Annotated in this window: 28 protein-coding genes; 15 read left to right on the top strand and 13 right to left on the bottom strand. The window is 74.0% G+C overall.

Annotated features, from left to right (window positions below; translation table 11 throughout):
- Nucleotides 1-281 precede the first annotated feature (281 nt).
- Together BUE43_RS04465 and murQ are read left to right on the top strand one after the other, a co-directional pair.
- Nucleotides 282-1,217, top strand: a complete 936-nt coding sequence (locus BUE43_RS04465; RefSeq protein WP_073479961.1) for a MurR/RpiR family transcriptional regulator — start codon at nucleotides 282-284, stop codon at nucleotides 1,215-1,217.
- A complete protein-coding gene (gene murQ, locus BUE43_RS04460) occupies nucleotides 1,214-2,146 on the top strand; it encodes an N-acetylmuramic acid 6-phosphate etherase (protein WP_073479960.1) in 933 nt (310 codons plus the stop codon). The genes BUE43_RS04465 and murQ overlap by 4 nt, the downstream gene beginning before the upstream one ends.
- Here the strand turns inward: murQ and BUE43_RS04455 are convergent.
- Complete coding sequence (locus BUE43_RS04455; protein ID WP_073479959.1) at nucleotides 2,101-3,270, bottom strand: MFS transporter; 1,170 nt, start codon at nucleotides 3,268-3,270, stop codon at nucleotides 2,101-2,103. The two genes, murQ and BUE43_RS04455, sit on opposite strands and share 46 nt — an antisense overlap.
- 99 nt (nucleotides 3,271-3,369) lie before the next feature.
- On the opposite strand from BUE43_RS04455, the gene BUE43_RS04450 reads away from it, so the two are divergent.
- Nucleotides 3,370-3,723: an ArsR/SmtB family transcription factor gene (locus BUE43_RS04450; RefSeq protein ID WP_073479958.1), complete on the top strand. Its 354-nt coding sequence runs from the start codon at nucleotides 3,370-3,372 to the stop codon at nucleotides 3,721-3,723.
- On the opposite strand, the gene BUE43_RS04445 is transcribed toward BUE43_RS04450, so the two are convergent.
- Both BUE43_RS04445 and BUE43_RS04440 read right to left on the bottom strand, forming a co-directional pair.
- A complete protein-coding gene (locus tag BUE43_RS04445) occupies nucleotides 3,687-3,893 on the bottom strand; it encodes a DUF5988 family protein (RefSeq protein ID WP_200797352.1) in 207 nt (68 codons plus the stop codon). The genes BUE43_RS04450 and BUE43_RS04445 overlap by 37 nt on opposite strands.
- A gap of 193 nt (nucleotides 3,894-4,086) precedes the next feature.
- Complete coding sequence (locus tag BUE43_RS04440) at nucleotides 4,087-4,851, bottom strand: Fic family protein (RefSeq protein WP_200797351.1); 765 nt, start codon at nucleotides 4,849-4,851, stop codon at nucleotides 4,087-4,089.
- A gap of 92 nt (nucleotides 4,852-4,943) precedes the next feature.
- On the opposite strand from BUE43_RS04440, the gene BUE43_RS04435 reads away from it, so the two are divergent.
- A complete protein-coding gene (locus tag BUE43_RS04435) occupies nucleotides 4,944-5,576 on the top strand; it encodes a GNAT family N-acetyltransferase (protein ID WP_073479957.1) in 633 nt (210 codons plus the stop codon).
- A gap of 164 nt (nucleotides 5,577-5,740) precedes the next feature.
- Nucleotides 5,741-7,729 carry an acetate--CoA ligase gene (acs, locus tag BUE43_RS04430; RefSeq protein WP_073479956.1) on the top strand — a complete coding sequence of 663 codons (1,989 nt, stop codon included), beginning with the start codon at nucleotides 5,741-5,743 and terminating at the stop codon, nucleotides 7,727-7,729.
- Between the two features lie 66 nt (nucleotides 7,730-7,795).
- Here the strand turns inward: acs and BUE43_RS04425 are convergent, their stop codons facing one another.
- Entirely contained in the window at nucleotides 7,796-8,602 is an 807-nt protein-coding gene (locus tag BUE43_RS04425) for a sulfite exporter TauE/SafE family protein (protein ID WP_083959287.1), read from the bottom strand.
- Between the two features lie 193 nt (nucleotides 8,603-8,795).
- On the opposite strand from BUE43_RS04425, the gene nhaA reads away from it, so the two are divergent.
- From nhaA to BUE43_RS04410, 3 genes are all read left to right on the top strand, one after another.
- On the top strand, nucleotides 8,796-10,004 hold the full coding sequence (gene nhaA / locus BUE43_RS04420; protein ID WP_073479954.1) for a Na+/H+ antiporter NhaA: 1,209 nt from the start codon (nucleotides 8,796-8,798) through the stop codon (nucleotides 10,002-10,004).
- A 63-nt stretch (nucleotides 10,005-10,067) separates the two neighbouring features.
- A complete protein-coding gene (locus BUE43_RS04415; RefSeq protein WP_083959286.1) occupies nucleotides 10,068-10,601 on the top strand; it encodes a phage holin family protein in 534 nt (177 codons plus the stop codon).
- A gap of 15 nt (nucleotides 10,602-10,616) precedes the next feature.
- On the top strand, nucleotides 10,617-11,549 hold the full coding sequence (locus tag BUE43_RS04410; RefSeq protein WP_073479953.1) for an alpha/beta fold hydrolase: 933 nt from the start codon (nucleotides 10,617-10,619) through the stop codon (nucleotides 11,547-11,549).
- A 22-nt stretch (nucleotides 11,550-11,571) separates the two neighbouring features.
- Here BUE43_RS04410 and BUE43_RS04405 read toward each other — a convergent pair whose 3' ends face one another.
- Genes BUE43_RS04405 through nth form a run of 4 tightly spaced genes read right to left on the bottom strand, consistent with a single transcriptional unit; the run spans nucleotide 11,572 to nucleotide 14,796 of the window.
- The gene (locus tag BUE43_RS04405) at nucleotides 11,572-12,756 is read right to left on the bottom strand and encodes a MarP family serine protease (protein ID WP_073479952.1); all 1,185 of its coding nucleotides are present in this window, start codon (nucleotides 12,754-12,756) and stop codon (nucleotides 11,572-11,574) included.
- Nucleotides 12,753-13,451 carry an NUDIX hydrolase gene (locus tag BUE43_RS04400; protein ID WP_073479951.1) on the bottom strand — a complete coding sequence of 233 codons (699 nt, stop codon included), beginning with the start codon at nucleotides 13,449-13,451 and terminating at the stop codon, nucleotides 12,753-12,755. Before BUE43_RS04400 ends, BUE43_RS04405 begins: the two co-directional genes overlap by 4 nt.
- Nucleotides 13,451-14,098: a TlpA family protein disulfide reductase gene (locus BUE43_RS04395; protein ID WP_073479950.1), complete on the bottom strand. Its 648-nt coding sequence runs from the start codon at nucleotides 14,096-14,098 to the stop codon at nucleotides 13,451-13,453. Before BUE43_RS04395 ends, BUE43_RS04400 begins: the two co-directional genes overlap by 1 nt.
- On the bottom strand, nucleotides 14,095-14,796 hold the full coding sequence (gene nth / locus BUE43_RS04390; protein WP_083959369.1) for an endonuclease III: 702 nt from the start codon (nucleotides 14,794-14,796) through the stop codon (nucleotides 14,095-14,097). The genes BUE43_RS04395 and nth overlap by 4 nt, the downstream gene beginning before the upstream one ends.
- A 250-nt stretch (nucleotides 14,797-15,046) precedes the next feature.
- On the opposite strand from nth, the gene BUE43_RS04385 reads away from it, so the two are divergent.
- The 3 genes from BUE43_RS04385 (at nucleotide 15,047) to BUE43_RS04375 (ending at nucleotide 18,386) form a co-directional block, all read left to right on the top strand.
- Entirely contained in the window at nucleotides 15,047-15,295 is a 249-nt protein-coding gene (locus BUE43_RS04385; RefSeq protein WP_073479948.1) for a hypothetical protein, read from the top strand.
- Nucleotides 15,296-15,468: 173 nt separating this feature from the next.
- Nucleotides 15,469-16,143, top strand: a complete 675-nt coding sequence (locus BUE43_RS04380; protein WP_073479947.1) for a Crp/Fnr family transcriptional regulator — start codon at nucleotides 15,469-15,471, stop codon at nucleotides 16,141-16,143.
- A 980-nt stretch (nucleotides 16,144-17,123) separates the two neighbouring features.
- Nucleotides 17,124-18,386, top strand: coding sequence for an MFS transporter (locus BUE43_RS04375; RefSeq protein WP_073479946.1), 1,263 nt, complete (start codon nucleotides 17,124-17,126; stop codon nucleotides 18,384-18,386).
- 112 nt (nucleotides 18,387-18,498) lie between these two features.
- On the opposite strand, the gene BUE43_RS04370 is transcribed toward BUE43_RS04375, so the two are convergent.
- Complete coding sequence (locus tag BUE43_RS04370; protein ID WP_073479945.1) at nucleotides 18,499-19,986, bottom strand: CehA/McbA family metallohydrolase; 1,488 nt, start codon at nucleotides 19,984-19,986, stop codon at nucleotides 18,499-18,501.
- A 106-nt stretch (nucleotides 19,987-20,092) separates the two neighbouring features.
- Here BUE43_RS04370 and dnaN point away from each other — a divergent pair, with 106 nt between their 5' ends.
- On the top strand, nucleotides 20,093-21,226 hold the full coding sequence (gene dnaN, locus BUE43_RS04365) for a DNA polymerase III subunit beta (protein WP_234995523.1): 1,134 nt from the start codon (nucleotides 20,093-20,095) through the stop codon (nucleotides 21,224-21,226).
- Here dnaN and BUE43_RS35570 read toward each other — a convergent pair.
- Entirely contained in the window at nucleotides 21,204-21,332 is a 129-nt protein-coding gene (locus BUE43_RS35570; protein WP_268844410.1) for a hypothetical protein, read from the bottom strand. The two genes, dnaN and BUE43_RS35570, sit on opposite strands and share 23 nt — an antisense overlap.
- On the opposite strand from BUE43_RS35570, the gene BUE43_RS32555 reads away from it, so the two are divergent.
- Complete coding sequence (locus BUE43_RS32555; protein WP_234995522.1) at nucleotides 21,318-21,416, top strand: CGNR zinc finger domain-containing protein; 99 nt, start codon at nucleotides 21,318-21,320, stop codon at nucleotides 21,414-21,416. The genes BUE43_RS35570 and BUE43_RS32555 overlap by 15 nt on opposite strands.
- Before the next feature lie 60 nt (nucleotides 21,417-21,476).
- Here BUE43_RS32555 and BUE43_RS04355 read toward each other — a convergent pair whose 3' ends face one another.
- Together BUE43_RS04355 and BUE43_RS04350 are read right to left on the bottom strand one after the other, a co-directional pair.
- A complete protein-coding gene (locus tag BUE43_RS04355) occupies nucleotides 21,477-22,295 on the bottom strand; it encodes an MBL fold metallo-hydrolase (protein ID WP_234995521.1) in 819 nt (272 codons plus the stop codon).
- Nucleotides 22,292-23,167, bottom strand: a complete 876-nt coding sequence (locus BUE43_RS04350) for an NUDIX hydrolase (RefSeq protein ID WP_407697091.1) — start codon at nucleotides 23,165-23,167, stop codon at nucleotides 22,292-22,294. The genes BUE43_RS04355 and BUE43_RS04350 overlap by 4 nt, the downstream gene beginning before the upstream one ends.
- Nucleotides 23,168-23,327: 160 nt before the next feature.
- Here BUE43_RS04350 and BUE43_RS04345 point away from each other — a divergent pair, with 160 nt between their 5' ends.
- Nucleotides 23,328-24,215: a Gfo/Idh/MocA family protein gene (locus BUE43_RS04345; RefSeq protein WP_073479943.1), complete on the top strand. Its 888-nt coding sequence runs from the start codon at nucleotides 23,328-23,330 to the stop codon at nucleotides 24,213-24,215.
- Between the two features lie 82 nt (nucleotides 24,216-24,297).
- On the top strand, nucleotides 24,298-25,563 hold the full coding sequence (locus tag BUE43_RS04340; protein WP_073479942.1) for a tetratricopeptide repeat protein: 1,266 nt from the start codon (nucleotides 24,298-24,300) through the stop codon (nucleotides 25,561-25,563).
- Between the two features lie 45 nt (nucleotides 25,564-25,608).
- Here the strand turns inward: BUE43_RS04340 and BUE43_RS04335 are convergent, their stop codons facing one another.
- A complete protein-coding gene (locus BUE43_RS04335; protein ID WP_073479941.1) occupies nucleotides 25,609-26,721 on the bottom strand; it encodes a hypothetical protein in 1,113 nt (370 codons plus the stop codon).
- Nucleotides 26,722-26,747: the final 26 nt, after the last annotated feature.

The following is a 26,747-nucleotide window of genomic DNA, read 5'->3' as shown; positions in this document are numbered from 1 at the left end:
GACGCCCCGCCCCCCGGCCCGGTTCCCCCGAGAGAGTGACATGTGCCACAGCGAACGCACTGCATGTCAACCTCCGCGGTTCCGATGCAGGGGTACGGCGCGATGGCGTGGAGGAACGACGCGGGAGTCAGGTTTCGTTGGAAAACTTCCGACAGGAAAGCAGCACTGCTTGTTACCTCTTCAGAGGAAGGTTAGTTGACAGCAGCAACCGCAGGTGCGCCCGTCGCGCCGATCGTCCACAATGCGTTGACCCCAAAGCTACTTGTTAGTAAGTTTCCCACGTGAGCACGCAGAGCGGTCCCCACACCGACACCGCGGAAACCAGCCCCCTGGTCCGGATCCGATCGCTGCTGCCCGGCCTGGCCAGGGCGGAGCAGCGCGTCGCGAAGGTGGTGCTGGACGACCCCGCCGCCGTCGCGCACCGCAGCATCACCGAGGTCGCCGAGGCGGCGGGCACGAGCGAGACCACCGTGACCCGGTTCTGCAAGGCGATCGGCGTCGGCGGCTATCCCGAACTCCGCATCGCGCTGGCCGCCGACACGGCGCGCTCGGCGGCCCGCGCCGACCGCGACCTCGGCGGCGACATCGAGCCCGAGGACGATCTCAACCGGGTGGTGGCGAAGGTCGCCTACGCCGACGCCAGGGCGGTCGAGGAGACCGCGGAGCAGCTCGACGTCGCGGCGCTGGAGGAGGTCGTGCACCTGGTCGCGACCGCCCGCCGGGTGGACGTCTACGGCGTCGGCGCCAGCGCGTTCGTCGCCCTCGACCTCCAGCAGAAGCTGCACCGCATCGGGCTGACCAGCTTCGCGTGGAGCGACACGCACGTGGCGCTGACCTCGGCGGCGGTGCTGCGGGACGGGGACGTCGCGGTCGGCATCTCGCACACCGGCTCCACCACCGAGACGGTGGAAGCGCTGCGGGTCGCGCGGGAGCGCGGCGCGACGACGGTCGCGTTGACGAACTTCCCGCGCTCGCCGATCTCGGAGGTGGCCGACCACGTGCTGACCACGGCGGCCAGGGAGACGACCTTCCGCTCCGGCGCGATGGCCAGCCGGATCGCCCAGCTCACCGTCATCGACTGCCTGTTCATCGGGGTGGCCAGGCACCACCTCGACGCCGCCAGGGCGGCGCTGTCCGCGACCTACGAGGCGGTGAGCGGGCACCGGCTCGGCCCGCGGCCGGACGGCCGCCGACGGCCGCGGGAGGTCGGCAAATGATCCCCGCCGGGCGCCGGACCGCGGTCGAGGTGAACTCGCCGACCGAACAACGCAACCCCCGCACGCGGGAGATCGACCGCCTGCCCACGCTCGACGTGCTGCGCCTGATCAACGACGAGGACCGCACCGTGGCGGACGCGGTCGGGGCGGCCCTGCCGGACCTGGCCCGCGCCGTGGACATCGCGGTCGAGGTCCTGCGGGCCGGCGGGCGGGTGCACTACGCCGGGGCCGGCACGTCCGGCCGGCTGGCGGTGCTGGACGCCGCCGAGCTGGTGCCGACCTACAACGTGCCGCCGAACTGGTTCCTCGCCCACCCCGCCGGCGGTTCCGCGGCGTTGCTGCGGGCGGTGGAGAACGTCGAGGACGACGACACGGCGGGCGCGGCGGTGATCGAGCGGCACGCGACCGACGGCGACTTCGTCGTGGGCGTCGCGGCCTCCGGCCGGACCCCGTTCGTGCTCGGCGCGCTCGCCGCGGCCCGCCGGCTGGGCGCCCGGTCGGCGCTGATCGCCGGCAACCCCGCGGTCTCCCAGCGGGTCGACGTCGACGTGATGGTGGTGCTCGACACCGGGCCCGAGGCGATCGCCGGGTCCACCAGGATGAAGGCCGGCACCGCGCAGAAGATGGCGCTGACCGCGTTCTCCACCGCGGTGATGGTGCGGATGGGCCGCACCTACTCGAACCTGATGGTCAGCCTGGTCGCGACCAACGCCAAGCTGCGCGGCCGGATGGTCCGCATCCTGCGGGAGGCCACCGGTCTGGGCGAGCGGGAGTGCGCCACGGTCCTGGCCGAGGCGAACGGCGACGTCAAGACCGCCCTGGTCCGGCTGCTGTCCGGGGTGGACGTGCAGCGCGCCGCCGCCGCCCTGGCCGAGGCCGGTGGTCACGTGCGCGAGGCGCTGGCCACGCTCGCCACCGGCGCCGGCTGACCGGCGCGCCCGGGCCGCGGCCGGACCAGCAGGACCACCGCCAGCGCGAGGGCGCTCCCGAGCGCGGCGCAGGGTCCGAGCCAGGCCGGCCCGGCCAGGTCGAGGACGCTGCCGCCGAGCAGGGAGCCCGCAGCGGTGCCGGCGTAGAGCGCCGAGGAGTTCCAGCCCAGGGCGACGGGCGCGGCCTCCGGCGCGGACTCGATCAGGCGGTGCTGCTGGGGGATGGTGAACATCCAGCCGAAGACGCCCCACAGCGCGAGCAGCACCGGGGCGAGGGCGATGTGCTCCCGCCCCACCGGCCACAGGGCCATCATCACGGTGAGGCTGACCAGGGCGACCAGCAGGACCGGGCGGGAGCCGTGCCGGTCGGTCAGCCGGCCGGCGACGGCGTTGCCCACGACGCCGGCCGCGCCGTAGACGAACAGCAGCAGGCTGAGCACGCCGCCCGCGGCGACGGGCGAGAGCAGCTCGGCGATGTAGGTGTAGACGGAGAAAGCGGCCGCCATCGTCGCCATCGTGACCAGCAACGTGGACGGCACACCGGGACGGCGCAGGACCAGCAGGCGCGTCCGCAGGTCGACGGCGGGCAGTCGGACCGGGGGCACGACGGCCGTGCCCACCGTGGCGAGGACCCCCAGCGCGGTGACCATCAGCAACGCGGTCCGCCAGCTCCCCCACTGGCTGAGCAGGACCCCCACCGGCACGCCGAGGACGGTGGCCACGGTCATGCCGCCGACGACGGTGGACAGCGCCCGGCCCCGGCGTTCCGGTGGGGCCAACGCGCCCGCCACCGCCGCCGCCGTCGGCGTGTAGGCCGAGGCGCCGACCGCGGCGACCACCCGGCCGACCGCCATGACCGCGACCGTGTCGCTGAGGGCCTGCAGCAGCATGCCGACCGTGAAGAGGACCTGCGCGCCGAACAGCACGGCGCGCCGGTCCCAGCGCGCGGTGACGAGCGCGACGACCGGCGCGGAGATCGCGTAGGTGACGGCGAAGAGGGTGACGAACTGCCCGGCGACCGCCACCGGGACGTCCAGGTCGGCGGCGATCGCCGGGAGCAGCCCCGCGAGCACGAACCCGTCGGTGCCCACGGCGAAGGTGCCCAGGGCCAGCACGGCGAGCACCCACGAAAGGTTTGATGACTGTCGAAGCGTCACGGGAGGATCATGAGTGGCACTTCGACGCTTGTCAAACAATCGAAGTGTTGTGGCACCCTGGGACGCATGGCGAGGACGCTGCCCCAGCCGGACCGGGAGCACATCGACCTGGTGTCCGTGCTCCACGCCCTGGCCGACCCGGTCCGACTGGAGCTGGTGCGCCGACTGGCCACGGACGCCCCGCTGAGCTGCACCGCAGTGGTCGAGGGCATCGGCATCACCGCGTCGACGGCCTCACACCACTTCCGGGTGCTCCGCGAGGCGGGGGTGACCAGCACCCGACAGGACGGCCGGATCCGCTACGTGTCCCTGCGGTCCGCGGACCTGGACACCCGCTTCCCCGGCCTGCTCGCCTCGGTCGTCACCGCGGTCGGGGGCCCGGCCTACTCGGCGACCTCCGTGCGGGAGATCCACTCGTAGACCGGGAGCCGACCCTCGGGCGTCTCCTGGTAGCGCGGTGTCACCTTGAAGTGCTCGTAGCCGCCGCGGAAGGGCAGCTTCAGCTCGAAACCGGGCGGGGTGATCGGGACGACCCGGTCGGTCAGGTCCTCGGGACCGCCTTCGAGGACGGCCTTGGTCGCGATGCTCATGCCTGAACCGTCCCGCCCGGGCGGAGTGAGCAGCAATTACCCGGCTAGGTGACCGTCGCGGTCACCCGGGACGACGCCGCCACCGTCACCCGTCCGAGCATCCCGACCGGCCGGTCCCGGCGGGCGCCGGCCCCCTCCGCCCGCGCCCCGGAACGGACGAAACGGATGAAGCGGATGAAGCGGGCGGGGCGGCTCAGCCCTGCGCGGCGGCGTCCGCGATGGACCGCGCCTCGCGCGCTCCCGCCTCCATCGCCCGGCAGCAGTACCGGATCCACTCGCCGACGCCCTCGGCGGTGCCGGTTGCGAACGCCGCGGCCGCGGCGCGGTACTCCTCGACCCGCCGCAGGTACGCCACCTCCGGCACGGCCAGCCCCTTGGGGTCCAGGCCGGAGGCGATGCCCACCACGCGGGCGGCGGACCTGGCCACGACCCCGTCGCCGGAGCCGAACGGGGCCAGCGTCAGCAGCTCGCCGTGCACGACCGCCGCGACCACCGGGCCGGGCGCGCCGGCGCTGCCGGTCACCACCCTGGCCAGCAGGTTCAGCCGCGCCGCGATCTCCTCGCCCGGGCGCGGCCGGCCCAGCGCGGTCGACTCCTCGGATCGCCCCTCGGGCACCAGGTCCGCCGCGGCCAGCACGTGCATCCGGGCGAGCGCCTGGAGCGGGGCCCGCTCCCAGGTGGTGAGCAGCGGGCCGATCGCCTCGGCGACCCGCAGCGCGCCGGCGAGGACCGGGTCGGACACGGCGCCGTCGGCGGGGATCTCGACGCTCCCGCCGTCCAGCGCGGCCGAGGCCCGAGCCGCGCGCACCGACGCCTCGGCGGCCGTCGTCGGCCACCCCCGCCGGTTCGTCGGGTGCCGGTGCACCTCGGCCACGGCGTCCCTGGCGGACCGCACCGCCTCCCGCACGCCGGGCAGGTCGAGGAGCTGTCCCAGCGGGTCTTCCGCCACCGCGCTCACGGGGGCGGACAGTACCCGGTGCGGGGTGGACCGCCGATATCGGTCCGGAGTGGACATTCCCCGGGCGACGGTCACGCTCCTAGGCTCCGACCATGGGTGTTGACCACGACGCGTGGTGGGAGCGGCCGGTGCTCGTCGGCCCGCACGTGCGACTGGAGCCGCTGACGGCGGAGCACGCCGAGGGACTGCACGCGGCGGGAGCGGACCCGGAGGTCTGGACCTGGCTGAACCAGCGCCAGCCGGCGGACCTCGACGCGACCCGGCGCATGGTGGCCGACAAGCTCGTCGCCGCCGAGCGGCGCGACCACCTGCCGTGGGTCCAGGTCGACCTGGCGACCGGGGCCGTGGCCGGCACCACCTCGTACTACGGCGTCGACCCCCAGCACCGGTCGCTCTCGATCGGCTACACCTGGCTGGGCCGGCGGTGGCAGCGCACGCCGATCAACACCGAGGCGAAGCTCCTGCTCCTGACGCGCGCCTTCGAGGAGCTGGGAGCCCTCCGGGTCGGGTGGCAGACCGACATCCGCAACGAGCGGTCCCAGCGCGCGATCGAACGGCTGGGCGCGCGCCGCGAGGGAGTCCTGCGGAAGCACCGGGTCCGGCCGGACGGCACGATCCGGGACACCGTGCAGTACTCGATGACCGACGACGAGTGGCCCGCCGCGCGGGAGCGGCTGACGGGCCGGCTCACCCCCGCGTTCGCCGGATCCCCCTCGAACGAGTGACGCCCGGCTCCGACGGCCCGGAAATGGTCTGGACCTTTTCCGGTATTGCCCTGTTCGAGTGGCGTGGATCGCACTAGGTTGGGCGCAGGTCACATGGCCGCCACCGGCGCGCCGCACGTGGCACGACCGGCTTGTAGGCCGAGAACCCAGGGAGGTCTTCCGCGATGACCCGAGCGACCGGCCCCGACGGGTCCGGGCAGAGCGCAGCCTTGGACAACCTGCTCACCGAGGACCGCGCGTTCCCGCCGAGCGAGGAGTTCGCCGCGCAGGCCAACGCCGGCGCGGCGCTCTACGACGAGGCGGCCGAGGACCGGGAGGCGTTCTGGGCGGGGCAGGCCGACCGGCTGCACTGGGACACCCGCTGGAGCCAGGTCCTGGACTGGTCGGACGCCCCGTTCGCCCGCTGGTTCGTGGGCGGCCGACTCAACGTCGCCTACAACTGCGTCGACCGGCACGTGGAGTCCGGCCACGGCGAACAGGTGGCCATCCACTGGGAGGGCGAGCCGGGCGACACCCGCACCATCACCTACGCCGACCTGCGGCGCGAGGTCAGCAAGGCGGCCAACGCCCTGGCCTCGCTCGGGCTGCGCGCCGGCGACCGGGTGGCCGTCTACATGCCGATGGTCCCCGAGGCGATCTTCACCATGCTGGCCTGCGCCCGGCTCGGCGTGACGCACAGCGTGGTCTTCGGCGGGTTCTCCGCCGAGGCGCTGCGCTCCCGGATCGACGACGCCGAGGCCCGGCTGGTGGTCACCACCGACGGGCAGTACCGCCGGGGCAAGGCCGCCCCGCTCAAGTCCGCCGTGGACGAGGCCGTCCAGCACACCCCGAGCGTGGAGCACGTGCTCGTGGTGCGGCGCACCGGCGGCGAGGTGGCCTGGACCGAGGGCCGCGACCTGTGGTGGCACGAGCTGGTGGACGGCCAGTCCGAGGAGCACACGCCCGAGGCGTTCGACAGCGAGCACCCGCTGTTCATCCTCTACACGTCGGGCACGACCGGGAACCCCAAGGGCATCCTGCACACCTCGGGCGGCTACCTCACCCAGGCCGCCTACACGCACCACGCGGTGTTCGACCTCAAGCCGGACAGCGACGTCTACTGGTGCACCGCCGACATCGGCTGGGTGACCGGCCACTCCTACATCGTCTACGGGCCGCTGGCGAACCGGGCGACGCAGGTCGTCTACGAGGGCACGCCGAACACTCCGCACGAGGGCCGGCACTGGGAGATCGTCCAGAAGTACGGCGTCTCGATCTACTACACGGCCCCCACGCTCATCCGCACCTTCATGAAGTGGGGCGCGGAGATCCCGGCGAAGTACGACCTGTCCTCGCTGCGGGTGCTGGGCAGCGTCGGCGAGCCGATCAACCCCGAGGCGTGGATGTGGTACCGGGAGCACGTCGGCGGCGAGCGCTGCCCGATCGTGGACACCTGGTGGCAGACCGAGACCGGGGCGATCATGATCTCCCCGCTGCCCGGGGTCACCGCGACCAAGCCGGGCTCGGCGATGGCGCCGCTGCCCGGCATCTCGGCCAGGGTCGTGGACGACACCGGCGCCGAGGTGGGCAGGGGCGGCGGCGGGTACCTCGTGCTCGACCAGCCGTGGCCGTCGATGCTGCGGGGCGTCTGGGGCGACGAGCAGCGCTACCGCGACACCTACTGGTCCCGGTTCGAGGGCCGGTACTTCGCGGGGGACGGCGCCAAGTACGACCCCGACGGCGCCATCTGGCTGCTCGGCCGGGTGGACGACGTGATGAACGTGTCCGGCCACCGCATCTCGACCACCGAGGTGGAGTCCGCGCTGGTCTCCCACCCGAAGGTGGCCGAGGCGGCGGTCGTGGGCGCGTCCGACCCGACGACCGGCCAGGGCATCGTGGCCTTCGTGATCCTGCGCGGCGGCAGCGAGGGCGGCGACGACGTGCTGGCCGAGCTGCGGGAGCACGTCGCGCACGAGATCGGCCCGATCGCCAAGCCCCGGCAGATCATGGTCGTGCCCGAGCTGCCGAAGACGCGCTCCGGGAAGATCATGCGACGGCTGCTGCGGGACGTCGCCGAGAACCGGGCGCTGGGCGACGTGACCACGTTGCAGGACTCCGCCGTGATGGACCTGATCAGCGCCGGTCTGCGCGGGCCCTCCTCGTCCGAGGACTGACCGACCGGACGACGCGGGGGGCTGGCCGGAGCGATCCGGCCAGCCCCCCGCTCCGCTCCGCGGACGTCAGGACTCGTCGACCTCGACCTCGGCCTCGGCCTTGCGGCGGCCCAGGAGACGACGCAGGTCGCCCCACACGGTGCGGACCGCGACGAAGACGAGCAGGCAGCCGAACAGCACGTCGGACAGCGACTGGTCCATGACCACCGCCCACTGGCTGGTGGCGACGGTGGCCACGATGCCGGAGCCGCCGATCCAGACCGCGTCCCGCAGCGACCCGTTGCCGTTGCGCAGGTTCCGCCAGCCGCCCAGCACCGACGTGGGCAGGATGACCAGCAGTGACGTGCCCTTGGCCAACGCGGCCGGCACGTGGAACCCGAGCTGCATCACCGGGACCATGACCGCGCCGCCGCCGATCCCGGTCAGCGCCGCGAGCACGCCGATCAGCGTGCCGATCGGCAGCAGGAGGGCCAGCCGCCACCACTCGTGGCTGATCTCGCCGAGGGGCATGCCGGGGTCCAGCGCGAGCTTGCCGGCCGTGGCCAGCGCGACGATCGCGAACAGCCAGCGCAGGAACGCCAGCGGCGCCCTGGTGAGCAGCGCGGCGCCGATCCAGGCGCCCACCATCGAGCCCACGGCGAGCGGAACGGCGATGAGGACGTCGACCTGTCCGTGCAGCGCGTAACCGACGACGCCGAACAGCGCCAGCGGGCCGAGCGCGAGGAACGAGGTCGCCACCGCCTGTCTCTGGTCGCGACGACACCACGCCACCAGCGCCGGAACGATCACCACGCCGCCGCCGATGCCAAAAAGCCCCGACATCGCGCCGGCGACCAACCCGATCAGTGCGAGCTTCCATCGCGGTGCGATCACGGAGAGCAGCCTATTCCCTCCCGGCCGTGGTCAGAACCGTGATGATTAGCTCGTCTAAGCATCTTCTGATCACTCGATGGAGTCGTTAGGATTGCGTGAAGGTGCGCCGGGAAGCCTGGTCGGCAGTGATGGACAACTGCTAGCAGACCCCCCGGAGTGGATCTTGACGCGCACGCCCCGCACCACCCAGGCCATGGCCGAGTTCGCCCGCTACCTGCGCACCGAGACGGTCGGCGGCATGGTCCTGCTCGCCGCGACGGCCCTGGCGCTGATCTGGGCGAACTCCCCGTGGGGCGGCGAGTACGACGCGATCAGGGACCTGCGCGTCGGCCCGGCGGCGCTCCACATGGACCTCAGCCTCGCCGAGTGGGCCAAGAACGGTCTGCTCGCCCTGTTCTTCTTCGTCGCCGGGCTGGAGCTCAAGCGCGAGCTGGTCGTCGGGGAGCTCTCCGACCTGCGCTCCGCGCTACTCCCCGTGATCGCCGCCGTCGGCGGAATGGCGGTACCTGCCGCGCTCGCGCTCAGCATCGCCTGGGGCGCGCCCGGCGGCGCGGAGGCGTGGGCCATCCCGGTGGCCACCGACATCGCGTTCGCGCTGGGCGTCCTCGCCATCACCGCGTCCGGGATGCCGAGCAGCGCGCGGGTCTTCCTGCTGAGCCTCGCCGTGGTGGACGACCTGGGCGCCATCCTGCTGATCGCGATCCTGTTCACCAGCTCGTTCAACCTGCTCGCCTTCGCCGCCGCGATCGTCCTCTGCGCGCTGTACGCCTACCTCCAGCGCCGCCGCGTCACCACACCGTGGCTGTACGTCCCGATCGCGCTGGGCACCTGGCTGGCCGTCGAGTTCTCCGGCATCCACGCCACGATCGCCGGGGTGGCGCTCGGCCTGCTCACCAGGGTCCGGCGCGACCCGTACGAGAAGGAGGCGCCGGCGGTCCGGCTGGAGCACCGCCTCCAGCCCTGGTCCGCCGGGGTGGCGGTGCCGGTGTTCGCGTTCTTCGCCGCGGGCGTGCCGGTCAACGGCGCCGCGTTGCGGGAGCTCACCGCGGACCGGGTCGCGATCGCGGTCATCGTCGGGCTCGTCGTCGGCAAGCTGGTCGGGATCTTCGGGTCGTCGCTGGTCGCGGTCCGGCTCGGGGTGGCGAGCAAACCGGACGACCTGGGCTGGCGGGACATGGCCGCGGTCGCGATGCTCGGCGGGGTCGGCTTCACGGTGAGCCTGCTCATCGCCGAGCTGTCGTTGGACAGCGCCGCGGCGGAACGCGCCAAGGCCGCCGTGCTGCTGGCCTCCGCGGTGGCCTCGCTGCTCGCCGCCGCGATGCTGGTCCGACGCAGCCGGGTGCACCGCAACAACGGCGACAACGGTGCTGACGCCGACGACAGCGACGACACGGACGACTAGGGAAACGCTTTCCCGCCACCGTGCGGCGCGGTCAGGCGGGGCGACGTGAGGACACATGGCACGATGACCGACGTGACCAGCGGCCAGTACCCACACAACGGCAGCCGGGCCGACGGCGGGCTGCCGCCCGTCCCGTCCATCCCGCTGACCGAGGAACGGGTGGGCGACGCGCCCGGAGACCAGTCCCTCGGCAGCCTGGTCCGCGACGCGACAGCGCACCTGTCCACCCTGGTCAGGTCCGAGGTCGAGCTGGCCAAGATGGAGATCGCCGCCGAGGTCAAGAAGGGTGTCCGCGGCAGCGTCTACTTCATCCTCGCGCTCGCGGTGCTCGTCTTCGCGTCGTTCTTCCTGTTCTTCGCGGTCGCCGAGCTGCTGGCCGACCTCGGCCTCTACCGCTCGGCGTCGTTCGGCATCGTGTTCGCCGTCATGCTGGCGACCGCCGGCTTCCTCGGCTTCCTCGGCTACCGCCGGGTCCGCAGCATCCGCAAGCCGGAGCGCACGATCAGCACGGTGCGGGAGACCGCGGAACGGCTGTCCAGCCTCGGCGACCAGCACGCCGCCGAGGCGGAGCGACGCCCGTCGGCGCCGACCGCCTGACCCGCCCGACCCGCCGTGCCGACGCCACCGGACCCGGCCACGGTTCGGATCAGCGGGCCGTGGACGCACCGCGACGTCTCCGCCAACGGCATCCGGCTGCACGTCGCCGAGGCCGGTGACGGCCCGCTGGTGCTGCTCCTGCACGGCTTTCCCGAGTTCTGGTGGTCGTGGCGGCACCAGTTGATCGGCCTGGCCGACGCGGGGTTCCGGGCGGTGGCCGTGGACCTGCGGGGCTACGGCGACTCGGACAAGCCCCCGCGCGGCTACGACGGCTGGACGCTGGCCGGCGACGTCGCCGGGCTGGTCCGCGCGCTCGGCGAACGACGCGCCTCGCTGGTCGGACACGGCTGGGGCGGTCTGCTGGCGTGGACGGTGGCCGCGATGCACTCGCGGCTGGTGCGCGACGTGGCCGTCCTCGCCGCGCCGCACCCGCTGGCGCTGCGTCGCGCGATCTGGCGCGGCCCCCGGAGCCAGGGGCGCGCGGCGCGGCACGTGTTCACCGCCCAGTTCCCGATCGTGCCCGAACGCCGGCTCACCCGGAACGGGGCCGCGGCGGTGGAACGCATGATGCGCGCCTGGTCGGGGCCCAAGTGGACGGTCGCGCCCGAGTTCGACGAGGCGGTGCGGCGCAACCGCGAGGCCATGCTCGTCCCCGGGGTCGCGCACTGCTCGCTGGAGTACTTCCGCTGGGCGGTGCGGGCCCAGCTGCGCGGTGAGGGTCGCCGGTTCGCGGAGGTCGTGGACCGCCGCCTGGGCGTGCCGGTGCTCCGGCTGCACGGCGCCCTGGACCCGACCATGCTCGAACCCACGACGCGCGCCTCGGCGATCTGGACCGGGCCGCGCTCGGACTACCGCGTGCTGCCCGAGGTCGGGCACTTCCCGCACCAGGAGGCGCCGCACACCACGAGCCGCATCCTCGCGGAGTTCCTCACGGCCTCCACGTCCTGACCGGGGAGCGCCCCGGCCGGGCTCAGGCCGCGCAGGACCCGGTCGACTGGCGGGTGGCGAGCTGCGGCGCCATCCGCACCTCCTGCGCCACCTCGGCGGCGGTGAGGACGAAGCCGGTCTCCCGGTTGTCCACGGCCGCGCCGAAGACCACACCGAGGACCCGGCCCTCGGCGTCCACCAGCGGCCCGCCGGAGTTGCCGCTGCGGACGGTCGCCCGCACCGTGTAGACCTCGCGCTGGACGGTGCGCGCCTCGTAGATGTCCGGGCCCTTGAGGTTGATCTTCTCGCGGACCCGCGCCTCGCTCGCCGTGTAGGGGCCGTCGAGCGGGTAGCCGAGGACGATGCCGTCCTGCCCCGACCGGGCCTCGCCGGGCGCCCACTCCATCGGCCGGGCCGTCAGGTCCGGCACGGCCAGCACGGCGACGTCCTTGCCGGCGTCGTAGTGCACGACCTTGGCCGGCAGCTTGCCCCGGCCGATCTCGACCGAGACCTCGTCGGTGCCGGCCACCACGTGCGCGTTGGTCATCACGCGCTCCGGCGAGACCACGAACCCGGTGCCCTCCAACGCCCGGGAGCAGGACGGCGCCTTACCGCGCACCTTCACCACGCTGGCCCGGACCCGCTGCACCGTCGGGCTCCGCTGCAGCTCGGGGTTGGGCGGCTGGACCTCCTGCACCGGTGTGTTCGCGAACGGCGCGAGCGCGGCGGGGAAGCCGGAGACGTCGAGCAGCTTGCGGAGGTCGTCGGGGAGCTGGCGGGCGGCGGAGGGCATCGCCGAGTCCACGGTGCCCAGCACCCGCGAGCCCTTCAGCGCCGAGGTCAGCCCGGGCAGGCCGGGGGCGTTGGTGAGCGGCAGCGCGACCAGCCACGCCACCACGAACACGACCATGCCCTGCACGACCGCGCCGAGCACGTTGTCGACGCCGGCCAACTTCCTGGACGTGATCCGGTCCCGCAGCGTGCGGCCGAGCCACACGCCGAGCGTCTCGCCGAGGGCGATCAGCAGCACCAGCACCGCGACGCCGAGGGCGACCCGGGTGACCACGTTCTCGAAGTGCGACACGATCTGCGGCGCGAGCCACAGGCCCAGCACGACGCCACCGATCACGCCCACGAACGCGGGCAACGCGATGAGCACGCCCTGCCGGGCCCCGGAGATCGCGGCGAGCAGGGCGAGCAGCACCACGACCAGGTCGATCCAGTTCACCGGACCTCCTCGGGACTGCGCGCCGCCCGCCACGCGGCGTCCAGGTCGCGCACGTCACCGGTGTCCCACTCCCGCTCCCAGCCGCCGAGAGCGAGCAGGCTGGACAGAACCCCGCCGGTGAACCCCCACACCAGCATCCCCGGCACGTGGAAGGCCGGCCCGACGTAGCCCGAGGAGTGCCGGACGCGGAACCGGTTGGCCGGGTCGGCCAGGTGCGAGACCGGCACCCTGGCGACCGCCGCGGTCTCGGCGGGGTCGACCGGGCGCACCGGGCACGGCTCCCGCCAGTGGCCGAGCACCGGGGTGACCAGGAACCGGGACGGGGTGACGTAGAGCTCGGGCAGCACCGCCACCGGCCGCACACCGACCGGCAGCACGCCGACCTCCTCCTCGGCCTCGCGCAACGCGCCGGCGATCGGGCCGTCGTCGGTCGGGTCGAGCGCGCCCCCGGGGAAGGCCACCTGGCCGGGGTGCGAGTTGAGGTGGTCGGCTCTCCGCAGCAGCAGCACGTCCGGGCCGGTGCCCGGGCCCATCCCGTCCTCGCCGAACAACACGAGCACCGCGGCCAGCCGACCGCCGCCGGACGGCGGCGTCACCTTGGTCAGCGCCCGCGCGTCGAGGCCGTCGGTCGCCGCGACCAGCCTCCGCATCCACTCCGGCACGTCGTCGGGGTCCACCAGGGGTCCCGCTCGCATCAGCCGCCCTCCCCCAGCACCCGGTCGACCTCCTGACGCACCTCGTCAGGGCTCCTGAACACCGTCGGCCTGAGGCGCTTCACCTCGCCCTTCACCGTGACCAGGTACGACGAGGGCAGGGTGGTGAACTTCAGGGCGGCCTTGACCACGTCGTCGGCGTCGTGGACCGAGGGCAGGCGCACACCGAGGTCGGCGAGCAGCGACAACCCGTCGGCCGCCGGGCTCTGCACCTGCAGGCCCAGCACCGGCACCGCGTTCGGCTGGGCGGCGTACGCGGCGAGCGCGGGCAACTCGGCCCGGCACGGCTGGCACCACGACGCCCACACGTTGACCAGGGTGGCCCGTCCGGCCAGCGCCGCGCCCAGGTCGACCGAGCCGCCGTCGCCGAGGCACCGGACCCGTTTCCCCGCCAGCTCGGCGGGAGCGGGCGCGCCCGGCTGCCCCGACGGGCAGGGCGGCAACGCGGCCCGCTGCCGGAGCGGCGCCAGGTCGGGCTCGGGCCGCTCACTCGCGGTGGCGTCGCGCGGCGCCGCCGCGGTGTCGCCGTCCCTGGGCCACAGTGCCACCGCCGCCGCGACGACGAGCACCAACGCGACCAGGGCCCAGCGCAGGGTGGTGCGACCGGATGGCGCCGAGGGCTCGCTCACCGGGCCGCCCCGCCGTTGACGGTCGCGGCCAGCCCGAGCAGGTGTTCCGCCTCCGCGCCCCTGACCAGTTTCGCCGCCTCAGCCGGGTCGGTCGGACCGGTGCCGAACGACGGGCAGTCCCTGGCGAGGAAGCAGGCGCCGCAGGCCGGTTTGCGCGCGTGGCAGACCCGCCGGCCGTGGAAGATCACCCGGTGCGACAGCAGGGTCCACTCCTTGCGGGGGACCAGCTCCGCGACGGCGTGCTCGACCTTGACCGGGTCGGTCTCCCCGGTCCACCCCCACCGGCGCACCAGACGGCCGAAGTGCGTGTCCACGGTGATCCCGGGCACGTCGAAGGCGTTGCCCAGGACCACGTTGGCGGTCTTGCGGCCCACGCCGGGCAGGGCCACCAGGTCCTCCAGGCGCCGGGGAACCTCGCCACCGTGCTTCTCCAGGAGCGACGCGCCGAGCCCCATGAGGGAGGCGGCCTTGTTCCGGAAGAAGCCCGTCGGCCGGATCATCTCCTCCAGCTCGGTCCGGTCGGCTCCGGCGTAGTCGGCGGCGCTGCGGTACCTGGCGAACAGGGCGGGCGTGACCTCGTTCACCCGCTTGTCGGTGCACTGCGCCGACAGGATCACGGCGACGGTCAGCTCGAGCGGGTTGGTGAAGTCCAGCTCGCAGTGCGCGTCCGGATATCCGCCGGCCAGCGCCCGCACCATCCGGCGCACCCTGCGGACGAGCGCCACGCGGCTCTCCGCGACCGGGCGGTCTCCGCCGCGCTGTCCTGCTCCGCGGGTCGTGGGGGGCACGACGACCAGCCTACGGGTCGGGGACGACGGGGCGGTCGGAGCGCGACGACCCGGCGGACGAGGGGTCCGCGGGCCCGGACCCGTGATCGAAGGTGTGACGCGGGTCCCACCCGACCCGGGGGTGCGCCCGCGCCGGGGATGCGCAAGGATCGGCGGCACCATGACTGCTTGGCTCGTCGTCGTCGTTCCCCTCGTGGTGATGTTCTTCGCGCTCTTCATGGAGCGCGTCGAGGCCCGCCTCCGACACGTCGCGGTTCGCGAGGACGAGGTCGGAGAGCTGTTGGACAACGCCCGCCCGGACGAGGTCCGCGCGTTGTTCCGGTTCGGCATCGGCCGAGCCCTCGAACTGTTCCGCCTGCGCCGCGTCGGTGGCCGGGCGGCTCGCAAGCCGCGGGGACCGCGCGGCTAGCGCTCACCCGTCCGGGCGACCCCGCCCCAGGGCGGGACCCGGACGGTGCCGTGGCGTGGATCGCGCGGACAGGGCATAGACTGCTCTGAGTGATCGGCGGCACCTCGCCGGCTCCTGCGCAGGAGAGGGCCGGCACTGTACAGACGGCCGCCGCGTCTCATAGGAGGGACGAGGTGGACGAGACCCTGGCCCGGGCGGGCATTTTCCAGGGTGTGGAGCCGGCAGCCGCGGAGGCTCTCGGGCAGTCGCTGGAGCCCGTGGAGTTCCCGCGGGGCCACGTGATCTTCTCGGAGGGCGAGCCCGGCGACCGGCTCTACATCATCCAGTCGGGCAAGGTGAAGGTCGGGCGGAAGTCGCCGGACGGCAGGGAGAACCTGCTGGGCATCTTCGGGCCGGCCGACATGTTCGGCGAGCTGTCGATCTTCGATCCGGGCCCGCGCACCTCGACCGCGACCGCGGTCACCGAGGTGCGGGCCTACACGATGGACCGTCCCGCCCTGCGGGAGTGGATCGGCAAGCGGCCGGAGATCGCCGAGCAGCTGCTGCGGGTGCTGGCCCGTCGGCTGCGGCGGACCAACAACATGCTGGCTGACCTGATCTTCACGGACGTGCCGGGCCGGGTAGCGAAGGCGCTGCTCCAGCTCGCGCAGCGGTTCGGCAGCCAGGAGGCCGGCCTGCTGCGGGTCACCCACGACCTGACGCAGGAGGAGATCGCGCAGTTCGTCGGCGCCTCGCGGGAGACCGTGAATAAGGCGCTCGCCGACTTCGCGCATCGCGGTTGGCTCCGGCTGGAGGGCAAGAGCGTGCTCATCCTCGATCCGGAGCGGCTGGCCCGCCGGGCCCGCTGACCGGGAGGCACCGAGCGCGTCACGCGGGTTCCGTCGGCGGTCCACGCCGGGGATGCCCGCGCGGGCCGTGCGGGTCGGCTTCGTCGCCGCCCCACGGCTCCACATCACCAGCCACGTGAAGGCCCCGTGCTTCTGGCGCGGGGCCTTCACGTGTGTCGGCTCGCCACCGCCGCGAGCGTTGTGGGCTCGGTGGCGGGCACAGGAGAGTCCGTTCACTCGCTCGGGTGGGTGACACCGGTGGACGGCACAGGACGTCAGGGGCGGCGCCGCCGTTCCCGGGAGGCGGGCCTCCCTCGCCGTTCGGATCACGCGTCGACCTGATCTCTCTGTCGGACCGGCCGGATCACGTCCGTACGGAACCGGTGGGTGGGCGAAGACACGGGGGGCCGGGCGCCGCCCCCGACGCGGCGCACCGACCCCCCGTGTGTGGCGTGGTCCGTCCCCCGACCGACCACGCTCCCCCGCCTCCGGCGCTCTCGGCCCCGACCCGTTGCGCCGGAGGAAGCGATGGCTGGGTTTCCGCGAGCTCGCTGTGGTGCGGGTACCCGCTGAAGACACGACCGACACCGCCACCATGGCGGCGCCGGACCCGCCCACTCAAGCGTTGTCACCCTCCAGGACGGCAAAAAGCCAACGTTCGTTGCCCGGATTCACCCAGAAACTCGCACCGCGTGACCTGGCCGCAACAAATGTCACGTCCTGTGAGCGGGGTACCGCGATGACCCGAAGGACGTTCGCACCCTGACGGACCAACCGCGGCGGGGCGCCGCAGCATCTGCCGGCCAGCGGAACGTCCGCTCGGAACCACCCGTTCTGCCCTACGGAGCGCGGCGGACGGCTGCCGTTCTCCAGGGGCAGCCCCTGCCGACCAGTCACCCCGCCCAGCTCGGCGACCTGCGGCGTCGTCGGGTGGAGGGGGGTGACGAAACCCACCGCCATAGACTGGTACGGTCGTACCACTCTTTGGCAGACTGGTACGCATGTCCCACTCTGCCTCCCTCGCGGACTACCGCGCCGCGCTGACCACGCCGGGCGCGCGCGGCCCCGTCCTCGCGTCCCTGCTGGCCCGCCTCCCGGTGGCGATGGTGGGGCTCTCCCTGCTGCTCTACGTCGAGAAGGTCACCGGGTCGTTCGCCGCCGCCGGCGTGGTCGCCGCCGGGGCGCTGGTCGGCGTCGCGGTCGGCTCCGTGGCGCAGGGCCGGTTGTACGACCGGTTCGGGCCCACCCGCCCCCTCACCCTCACCATCGCGGTGTTCGCGCTGGTGGTGGCCGTCGAGGTGACCGCCATCGAGCTGCGCGCGCCGGTGCCCCTGCTGGTGGTGCTCGCCGCGCTGACCGGCCTGACCGAGCCGATGGTCAGCCCGGCCTCCCGGGCGATGTGGTCCCGGCTGCTCCCGCCGGGGCGGGCGCGGCACGCGGCCTACGCCTACGAGGCGATCAGCATGGAGGTGTTCTTCATCCTCGGCCCCGGCCTGGCCGGTGTGCTCATGGCCGCGCCCTGGCCGGGCACCAGCCTGGTCGTCGCCGCCTCGCTGATGGCCCTCGGCGGTCTCGGGTTCGCCAGGACGGCCACGGTCCGCGCCTGGCGGCCGGAGCGCCACGAGCGGCCCCAGGGCAGGTTGCTGGGTCCGCTGACCAACCCCGGCATGCGCACGCTCGCCGTGGCGGCCCTCGGGTTCGGCGTCACGATCGGCTTCGTCGAGGTCGCCGTGCCGGCGGCCGCCCGCAACGCCGGTCACCCGACCGCGGGTGGCCTGCTGCTCAGCCTGTGGTCGCTGAGTTCGGTGCTCTTCGGGGTGCTGTACGGCATGCGCCCCTGGCCGCGACCGATGCACCTGCGCCTGCCGGCGCTGCTCGCCGGGTTCTCGCTGCTGCTGTTGCTGCCCGCGGTGCCGTCCACGCTGTTCGGCCTCGCCCTGGCGCTGCTGGCCGTGGGCGTGCTGATCACGCCGCAGTCGACCGCCCACTCCGCCACCATCGAGCAGGTGGCGCCGCCGTCGATGGCGGCCGAGGCGTTCGGCTGGGTGGTCACCTCGGTGACCCTGGGCCTGGCGGTGGGCCAGTCGTTGAGCGGGCAGCTCGTCGAGGCCTACGGCCCGGCGGAGGCGTTCCTGGCGGCCGCCGGCTCCGGCCTGGTGCTGGCGCTGGTCGTCTGGCTGTTCCGCCACACCATCCGGCGCAGCGCGCAGGCGACCGAGGAGTCGTCCGCGTCCCGGGACGAGCTGTCCCTGGCCGCCCACTAGCCCCAACGCGTCCGGTTTCCGGCGCCGGAGCCGCCCTCCCGAGCGGAGGCGCTCCGGCGCTGGAGCGTCTTCGGGCCGGAGACGGCCCCGGTCGTCAGCTCTTCGGCGCCCCTCAGACCCCGAGGAAGATCGGGTTGGTCAGGGCGACCATCGTGTCCGGGGTCGTGTCGGTCGGGGTCGGCCGCCGCACCTCGGCCCGCACCCACGCCGTGTCCCGCGCCCTCGTGGTCCAGCGCACCGAGGTCGATCCGGACGCGGGCACCACGTCGGCGTGCGTCACGCCGTCCGGAGTGACCAGCCGGACCTCACAGCCCGGGACCCCGCCCAGGTCCAGCGCCACCTCGACCGGGACGCCGGGCGCGACCCGCAGCCGGCGGCCGATGCCCACCGCGCGGCCGAGCGGGCTCGTGGCCCGCATCGCCAGCTCGACCTGGGCCGACTCCGCCAGCCACGCCTGCCCACGTCGGAGCCCGGCGAGCACCGCGCGGGTGGACAGGCAGTCGGCCAGCACCACCGTCTGGGGCAGACCCACCACGTCGGAGTGGCTGTGCGCGTCGCTGTTGCCCATCGCGGGCACCCACTCGCCGGCCCGCAGCAGGCCGTCCCAGGTCCGCACCGCGTGCTCGTCGTCGGCCGTCCACGGGCCGTTCCACACCTCGACCAGGTCCACCTCGCGGTACCCGAAACCCCAGGAGCAGCCGACGTACGGGCAGTAGGGGTGCGCCGCGACCGCCAGTCCGCCGACGGCGTGGACCTCGTCCCGGAACCGCCGGAACCGGTCGGACTCCTCGGCCCGGTACCGCCAGTCGATCCAGTGGCCGGCGGGCAGCCCGAGCGCGAGCCAGTGGCCGGACCGCGTCGTGACCTCCTCCCCGTTGATGATCAACAGGTCCTCGCCGGCGTGCTCGCCCCACCGCGACCCGGCCGACGAGGTGTTGTGCTCCGTCGAGACGACGAAGTCCAACCGGGCGGCCCTGGCCGCCGCGGCCAGCTCGGCCGGCGTTCGGTGCCCGTCGGAGTGCACGGTGTGCAGGTGGCAGTCGCCGCGGTACCACGTCCGCCCACGGCCCCGCGCCCGTTCCGGCGCCGGGACCGGGATGTGCGGCGGACCCGGTGTGCCGTACCGGAGCGTGATGTCGACCGCGTAGTTCAGCCCCTGCGGCGCGACCGTGTACGGGCCGAGGATCACGTGCCAGGTGCCGGGTTCGATCGGCCCCGGCAGGTACCCCGGCGTCGCGTCGGTCGGACTGATCACGAACCCGTCGCGGAAACCGCCGGACCAACCGCGAAAACCGTAGCGGTCGCCCAGATCGTGGCCGGACGGGTCGAAACAGCCGATGTCGAGGGCGTTGCCGGGAACTCCGGGTGGCGGGTCCGGCCGATCGTAGCGGTACCGGACCTCGATCTCCCGCACTCCGGCCGGCACCTTCACCGGAAGGTAGTACCAGTCGGCGGCCCCCGGCTCGAACCTGCCGGTGATCGTTCGGGTCTCCTCGGCCGCGGCGTCCGCCGCCGCCGGGAACGCCGTCCCGACCAGAGCCGCGCCGCCCGCGGCGATGAACGTCCGTCGGCTCAGTTGGCCGCCGTGCCGTTCGCACATGACCGCCTCCTCGCCCCCTCACCGCGAAGCTACGGCCCCCTCCCCACCGGGGAAACCTCCATTCGGTGAACGGGGAATGTCGGGGCCGACGCCTACCGTCCGGGCCATGAACGCCGTCACGGGCGCCGCCATGGACGTCACCGCGCGAACCGCTGACCTGGCGGAAGCGGCGGGAAACCTGGTTCGGCTCCTGCCCGCGCGACTCCTCGACCCCGTCCTCTCGGGGCTGTTGGTGCGCGCCGACCCGGACGGCGTCGAGTTGGCGGGGACGGACCGGGACCGCGCGGTTCGCCTCCGGCGCGGTGCCACCACCCGGGTGGCGGGCCAGGTGCTCGTCCCCGCGCGCCCACTCGCGGAGACCCTGCGCGCGCTGGACTCCCCGGACGTGCGGCTCGTCGTGGAGGGTTCCCGGCTCGCGATCCGCACGCCGTCGGCGCGTTTCGCCCTGCCCCTGCTCGATGTCGACACGCACCCCGGTGTGCCCGAGCCACCAACGGTCGCGGGGCGCCTGGTGGGCTCCGCCCTCGCCGCGGCCCTGGTCCCCGTCGCCGGCGCAGCGTCCCGGGACGACACCATCCCGCTGTTCACCGGAGTGCGCGTTCGTTCCGAGGGAGAGCGCCTCGTCCTCGTCGCGACCGACCGCTACCGCATGGCGGTCGCCTCGCTGCCCTGGGAACCCCGGTGCGCGGGACTCGACGTGCTGCTCCCCGCCGCGCTGCTCGCGGAGGTGGCGCGCCAGGCCGCCGGGGCCGCCGAGGTCGAACTGCGCTGCGATCCGGCCAACCCGCACCGCGCCGCCCTGTCCTGGCCCGGCGCCGCGGTCGGGTGCGGCGTCCTCGCCAGCCCGTTCCCGGACGAGGCCAGGTATCTGACGTCCACAGTGGACTGCGAGGTCCTGGTGGCGGCCGACGCGCTCGCGGCCGCGGTCCGACGGGTCGCGCCCTACGCGGGCCCGTTCTCCTCCGTGCGGCTGGCGGTCGGCGGGGACGAGCTGCGCGTCCAGGGTTCGGACCCCGCCTCGGGCGAGGCCGAGGAGACCCTGGTGGCCAGGGTGGACGGCGAGCCGCTGACCCGCGTCTACCGGGCCCAGTACCTGGGCGAGGCGCTCAAAGCGTTCGCGGGCACCACCGTGCGCCTCGGCATCCGCGGCGCCCACCAGTCGACGCGGCTGACGGCGGTGGAGCCCGCGCCCGACGGCGTGGACCTGCGCTACGTGGTCATGCCGATCCGCCCACGGTGACCGCCTTCGCCGAGGGCCGGCGCAACTCCCAGCCCGCGGCCAGCACGGTGACCACCAGGGCCAACCCCGCGCAGCCCAGGACCGCCAGTGGGTGTTCTACGACCACTCCCGCAACGCCAGCCGGACCTGGTGCTCGATGTACGCGGAGTCGGCCCCGGGGGCAGGGCGTGCGGCAGCATCACCAAGGTGAGGGCCTACCGGGCCCGGAAGGCGCACGACTGAGCGGACGGGCGGCGTCTCGCCGGCGTGCTCACCGGTGCTCGCGGAGGTACTCCAGCTGGGCTCGGACGGACAGCTCCGCCGCCGGCCACAACGCGACGTCGACCTCGGCGTAGACCAGCTCGACCACCTGGCGGGCGGTGGCTTCCGGGCCGAGGGTGGCCAGGGCCTGGCGCACCTGTCCCAGCCGCTGTTCCCGGTGCGCGAGGTAGGCCAGGGCGGCCTGACCGGCGTCGGCCAGCTCCGGGCCGTGCCCGGGCAGGACCGCGGTCCCCGGCGGGAGGTCGGCCAACCGGCGCAGGGACTCCAGGTAGTCGGCGAGCCGACCGTCCGGGTGCGCGACCATCGTGCTTCCCCTGCCCAGCACCGTGTCGCCGGTCAGGACGGAGCCCGGGTCGCCCTCGCCCTCGAGGAGGAAGCACAACGAGTCGGAGGTGTGCCCCGGCGTGCCGAGGACACGGACGACCACGCCCGCGGCCTCGACGACGTCCCCGTCGGCCAGTCCTTCGGAGCCCAGGCGCAGAGCGGGGTCGAGCGCCCGGACCGGAGCGCCGACCAGCTCGGCGAACCGACGTGCGCCGGCCGAGTGGTCGGCGTGCCCGTGGGTGAGCAGCACCTGCGCCACCGGGCCGTGCTCGGCGAGCCGGCGCAGGTGGACCTCGTCGTCCGGGCCCGGGTCCACGACGACGCACGCGGCGGCGTCGGGGGCCCGCAGCACCCAGGTGTTGGTCCCGTCCAGGGTCATGGGGGACGGGTTCTCGGCGAGCAGCACCGAGGCGCACGAGGTGACCGGCCGCAGGACGCCGTACGCCGGGTGCTCGGCCCGCACCCCCTCGACGAACCCGCTCACCGGTGCTCCAGCCGGTCGCCGGGCCGCGCGTCCAGGTGGCCGGCGGCCGTGTCGTACGCCGGATCACCCGGAAGCACGACGCGCAGGGAGTCGCCCCGGCGCACCACCCGTGGCACGATTTTCTCGATCGTCCGCTCGCCCGTCAGAGCCGTGGACAACGCCACCGCCACCGAGCCGCACTCGGCCAGCTCCGCCAGGGTCATCCAGGTGGGCGGCAGCAGTGCCCGGCGACCCGCACGCCAGTCCTCCAGCGCCTCGACAGGTCGTTGCCACGCGGCGTCCACCGCCTCGGTCGTCGCCCCGTCGGCGTGCTGGCCAGCGGGCAGGGCCGCGAGGAAGAACCGGGTGTCGTAGCGACGGATCTCCTCCGCTGGCGTCACCCAGTTCGCCCACGGGCGCAGCAGGTCCGAGCGCAGCACGAGGCCGGCCTCGGCCAGGAACTGGGCCAGCGACACGTCCCGGGACACCAGGGCCTGGCGGGCGTCGGCGTACCCGGTGGTGTCGGCCACCACCGACGTCGCGTCGGGGCCGGCCAGCAACACACCGGCCTCCTCGAAGGTCTCCCGGACCGCGGCGCACACCAGCGCCGTGGCCAGCTCGGGCGCGCACCCGAACCGCCGGGCCCACCAGGCGGGTTCCGGGCCGGCCCACGCCACCGAGGTGTCGGCGTCCCGCCGGTCGACGCCACCGCCGGGGAACACGCTCATGCCACCGGCGAAGGCCATGCCGACCACGCGGCGCAGGAGGAACACCTCCATGCCGGCGCCACCCTCGCGGACCAGCGCCACCGTGGCCGCGTCCCTCGGCTGGGCGGGACGCACGGGCGGCTCGTCCGGGATCAGGCCTTCCGGCAGGGTCAGGTCCTCGGGCAACTGGGGCACGCCCCGACCCTAGACAGGTCACCCACCTGTTGGCGACAGAACGGAAAGCCTGACCTGAACGGCGTCCGGACACGTGGTTCGCGGTCGCGGTTCGCGCGGTCAGGGTGGTGGCCGTCGGGACGGGCTCCCGACGCCGGGGCAGGATGGGCGCGTGGACGAGCAGCTTCGGGTTGGGCTGGTGGGAGCCGGGCCGTGGGCCAGGCGGGTGCACGCGCCGGGCATCGCGGACCACCCGGGAACCAGGCTGGCGGCCGTGTGGGCACGTCGGCGGGCCGCCGCCGAGGAGTTGGCCGGCGGCTACGGCGCCCAGGTCTGCGACGACCCGGCGGAACTACTGTCCACTGTGGACGCAGTGGCCTTCGCCGTTCCGCCGTCCGTACAGGCCGAGCTCGCGCTCACGGCGGCACAGCAGGGCAAGCACGTGATCCTGGAAAAGCCTGTAGGGTCCACAGTGGACAGTGTGGGGCGGCTGGCGGACGCGGTGGCCGACACCGGGGTGGCCTCCCTGGTCATGCTCACCCGCCGGTTCGCGCCCGAGACCCAGTCCTGGCTGGCCGAGCTCGGCCGGGTCGGCGGCTGGGTGGGCGGAACGGCGCGCTGGCTGTCGGGCGCCCTGCTGTCCGAGACGCACGCCACCTCGGAGTGGCGGCACGCCGAGGGGGCGCTGGCGGACATCGGCCCGCACGCGATCGATCTCATGGACGCCGCGCTCGGCGAGGTGACCGACGTCCTCGCCGCGCACCGTTCCCGTGGCGACCTCTGGCAACTCATGCTCGGCCACGACGGTGGCGCGACGAGCACCCTGACCATGTCGCTGCACCTACCGGTGCAACCCACCATCGTGGACTTCTCGGTCTACGGGGACCAGGGCGACCGGACGCTCAGCGGGCGGTCCACGCCTCCCCAGGAGTGCTACACGAACCTGCTCGACGACTTCGTCGCCATGGTGCACAGCGGCACCGCCGAGCACCCCTGCGACGTCCGCCGCGGGCTGCACCTCCAGCGCGTCCTGGCCGCCGCGCGACGAGCCGCCGGTTAGGACATCCGAGGTATTCGCGTTAACGCGAACGCTTCTCGGTCGATCACTAGGGTATCCGCCCGTGACCGCCCGAGGACACCTGGTGACCCCACAGCAAACCGACCTCCTCGCCCACACCCTCGATCCGGAGACCCTCCAGGAGCGACTGCAGCGCCCGGACCGCGTGGCGGCGTGGCTGGAGGAGGCCCTGCGCAGCCCGGAACCCGTCGAGCCGGCCGCGGCCAGAGCCCACCACACGAGAATCGGCGAGGCCGCCCGGGTGCTTCGGCGACTGGACGTCGCCGAGGAGCACCTGCGCATCGCGATGCGCCTGGCGGAGCGGCACGGCCCCGAGCCGTCCACAGTCCTGGCCCGGTGCCGGCTGGCCCGCGCCCTGCAGTGGCGGGGCCGGCTGGACGAGGCGATCACCGAGTTCGACCGGTGCGTCGAGGACGTCCGGCGGCTGCCGGAGCTGGCCGACCACTTCCCCCTCGTCTTCGACCAGGCCGGCAGGGCCCACTTCGAGGCGGGGAACTGGGACCACTCGCGCGAGCTGCTGGCCGTGGCGCTGCGCATGCGGCTCGACCTCGCGGACAGGGGAACGCCGGACCCGACAGGGGAACCGGCCGACGACCAGGTCGAGACGGCCCGGGTGGCGCTGGACAGCGCGGACTCCTGCGGCACGGCGGCCGACGTCGACCGGGAGGTCCACCGACTGGTGCGGGGAATCGACGCGCGCCTCGACGCGGAGCGCGACGCGCTGTACCGGGAACACGGAGTCCGCCGGCACAGCGCCGTCCTGTTCGGCCTGCGGACGTTGTTACTCGTGGGACCGGTGCACACGGACCTGGTCGCCGCGCTCCTCCAGGAGCACGACGGCCTCGACATCGCGCTCGCCGAGTTGGCCGCCGACGGGTTCCTGCGCACCAGCGGTGATCACCTGGAGGCGAGCGACGCCGCCCGCGTCGTGTCCCGCGCCCTGTTGGACCTGGTGGACGGCACGGCGCGAGCCGTCTGGGGCGAGCCCGTCGATCTGGCGTCCACATTGGACGAACTGGTGTGCTGCGCGACCGGCACCTCGCCCGGCCCCGCCTTCGACGCCTGGACCGCCGCGAGCCCCGCGACCGGAGTGGCCGGTCGGCTCTTCGACCGGTTGTGCGCCCTGGCTGTCCACCGCTCCGACGCGCGCTCGCACGTGCTCGTCGCGGAGGGTCTCACGACGGCCCAGCTCAGAGCGTTGCTGCCGGACGACCCGGTGCGGCGCCGGATCGACGCGGCGACCGGACGCATCGCCTCCCGGTTGTTCCGCCCGCTCGACGTGGAGCAGCGGGTGACGCTCACCGAGGCGCTGCGCGCCCTGCCGGCCTGAGCGGGACGTGGTCCCGGCCCCCGTGGCCGGACGGCGAGCCCTGCCTCACCCGTTGGGCGGAAACGCCGAGGTCCCACCGGACAGGTGCGGGTAGCCGTTGGGTGCCGGGACGGGAGGACCGGCGCTCCAGGTGGTCACCCCCGGCGCTGGGTCGGCGGCCGTCAGCGCCTCCCCCGCCGGTCTCGCCAGCTGCCACTTCCCGCTCTCCCGCCGGCCGCCCCGCTCCCGCTGGGCCAACTCCTCGTGCAGACGGGCCAACAGGTTCCGTTCCCGGTCAGTGAGCTTCGCGTCGACCGCCGCGGGTAGGCGCACCGGGTTGTCCCCGGTGGTCGCCGAGCCCCCTTCGGCCACCACCGGAGAAACGTCGACGGCGGCTTCGTCGTCGGTCGGTGGCTCCACCGCCTCGTCCTGGGGCCCGTCCGGCGCCTCAGCCCGCTGGTCGTCCGCTGGCTCCGGCGAGACCTCAATCGCGGCGGCCTCCTCGACGACGGACTTCGGAGCCTCCCCCACCGGAACCAGCGAACGGAACCGCGTCGGCTTGGGCGCTTCCTCGGCCGGAGCCGTCTCCAGACGGACAGGCATCGCGGCGGCGAGCGCCTTGCGGTGGTAGTCGGGCAGTTCGTCCCCGGTGCGGTAAACCTCCACCGCCGCCCGCGTTTCCCCCGCGCGCAACGCGCTGGCCACCTGGTAACCCACCGCCGCCGGGTGGGCGTTCCGGTCCAGTTCCACGAGGACGACCCGACGGGGCACCGCACCCGGCGTCGCGCCGGCGGGCGTCACCCTCCAGGTGGCGCGGACGGACCGCACTCCGGCGAGTCGGTCGACGACGAGTGCCAGGGCCTCGTGGAGCCCGTTCGCCGGCTCGTCCCGGTCGTGGAACCGGTGCGGATCGGCGGGCAGCTCGTCGATCACGGTGAGCCGGTCGGCGAGCGCCGCGGCGGACCGCGTGGCGTCGAGGAGCTGGCGAAGCTGGTACTTCTCACCGGACGTCACCGGAATCCGGCCGGCGAGCAGACAACCGACCAGCAGCTCGACCGCGCGCTCCGGTTCGGCCACCGCGACCAGCTCGCGCGCCGCGGCCGACGCGTCGTCGTCGATCCTTCCGGCCAGGGCGAGCAGCAGGTGGTGCAGCCGGTCCGTCAACGCCTGTCCGTCCACGGCGGGCCTCCTTCCGGCCCGTGCGC

The organism is Streptoalloteichus hindustanus (genome assembly GCF_900129375.1).
Lineage (GTDB): Bacteria > Actinomycetota > Actinomycetes > Mycobacteriales > Pseudonocardiaceae > Streptoalloteichus > Streptoalloteichus hindustanus.
Note: the sequence above shows the minus strand (reverse complement) of the source record. Positions and strands in the feature narration are given on the sequence as shown.